Origin of the sequence: Paraburkholderia sejongensis (genome assembly GCF_020880815.1) — a bacterium.
GTDB lineage: Bacteria > Pseudomonadota > Gammaproteobacteria > Burkholderiales > Burkholderiaceae > Paraburkholderia > Paraburkholderia sejongensis.
In genome coordinates this window covers 1-1,231 of sequence record NZ_JAJITD010000048.1, presented here as the reverse complement: position 1 = coordinate 1,231, position 1,231 = coordinate 1, and the positions used below count along the sequence as shown (strand labels likewise).

Here is a 1,231-nt window from a genome sequence, read left to right as displayed (position 1 = left end):
AACATTACAACGAACGGCACCCGCATAAGGCACTGAAGTACCGTTCCCCCCGGGAGTTCCGCCGAACCGCTGCATCATCAACTTAACGGTGTCCGAGTGTCCTGAGTTACAGGGTCAACTCCAGAAACCACTGGCTCATCGCTGTCAACGAAAGCGAGATCGCGCAAATCATTGAGGTCAGCGATCAGCAAAAGAGACTTGACGACCGCCTCCGGACGTTTGCGGACACGCTGTATCACGAGTGCCGCCACTGTCAGCAGTACTTCTGGATGTTTTCTCTGCTTCAGAGTTTTCCGGACGACTACAGGGACCTGCCGAACATACGGAAAGTGTATGCATCGTCGACATTTCCAGGCGCTTTCGATGCAGCACGGGATGCACCGCTACCGGACGATCAACGCGTTCGCATCGGTTTGCACAGGATGCTGGTGTTCCACTACTACTGGCTCCTTTCCTATATGCAGGACAAGCCTGGCGGGGAATCTGTGAAGCGGGATATTCGATTTGCCGAAAAAAAAGTGTGTGATCTCCTGAAAATTTCACCAGAAACCGCGCAGAAGATGTCGAAATTTGAAACAGGATACAGGAGTCAATTCCATGAAGAAGACGCCTATGCTTGTGCGGAGGTGGTTCAAGCTTACTGGAAGAACGCTAGTGATCCTCTCGTTCGTAATCCCGGTACATGCACAGCCCAGTATGCCGAGGCTCTCCGGACGGTCAGGGCAAGGAACTAACGTGAGACAGACAGTGACCGACGCACAGCGCAGCGTGGCGCGCAGTATCTTGACGACGGCGATGGCCGTCCTCAGGGACGACCAGCCGTTCAATCCTGCGAATACGGTATTCGGACACAATTTTGCTGCGGAACCTCTTCCGGGAACGCCTGGTATGGAGTATCGCTTCGAGAATCCGGTTTTACCGCGCACACGCGTCACTCTATACACACACGAAGATCCCGCCGACCACTCATTCGATCGCGCGTCGGTAAAGCGGGTGCCAACCGCTTTCACGGTCTCGTTCAGTCCGCTAATGGAGGGAATCACCCGGTCGGATCTGGAAAACCTGTTGTCCCTGGACATCGGATACTGGATCGATGGGCACGGCGACCGGTGGCCGAGCCTGTGTGAAAACGCAGTCATCGCCTAAACTGAATCAACTCATTGAGACTGGGTGACTCATGAAGCGATTCGTCGAAGGCGATGACCGCAAACAGGTCGCACTACTTCCCGAA

General features: G+C 54.4%; 2 protein-coding genes. Both read left to right on the top strand.

The window, feature by feature from the left end; all coding sequences use genetic code 11:
* Positions 1 to 269: 269 nt before the first annotated feature.
* Entirely contained in the window at positions 270 to 734 is a 465-nt protein-coding gene (locus LJ656_RS34820; RefSeq protein ID WP_230513953.1) for a hypothetical protein, read from the top strand.
* Between the two features lies 1 nt (position 735).
* Positions 736 to 1,146, top strand: coding sequence for a hypothetical protein (locus LJ656_RS34815; protein WP_230513952.1), 411 nt, complete (start codon positions 736 to 738; stop codon positions 1,144 to 1,146).
* Positions 1,147 to 1,231 lie beyond the last annotated feature (85 nt).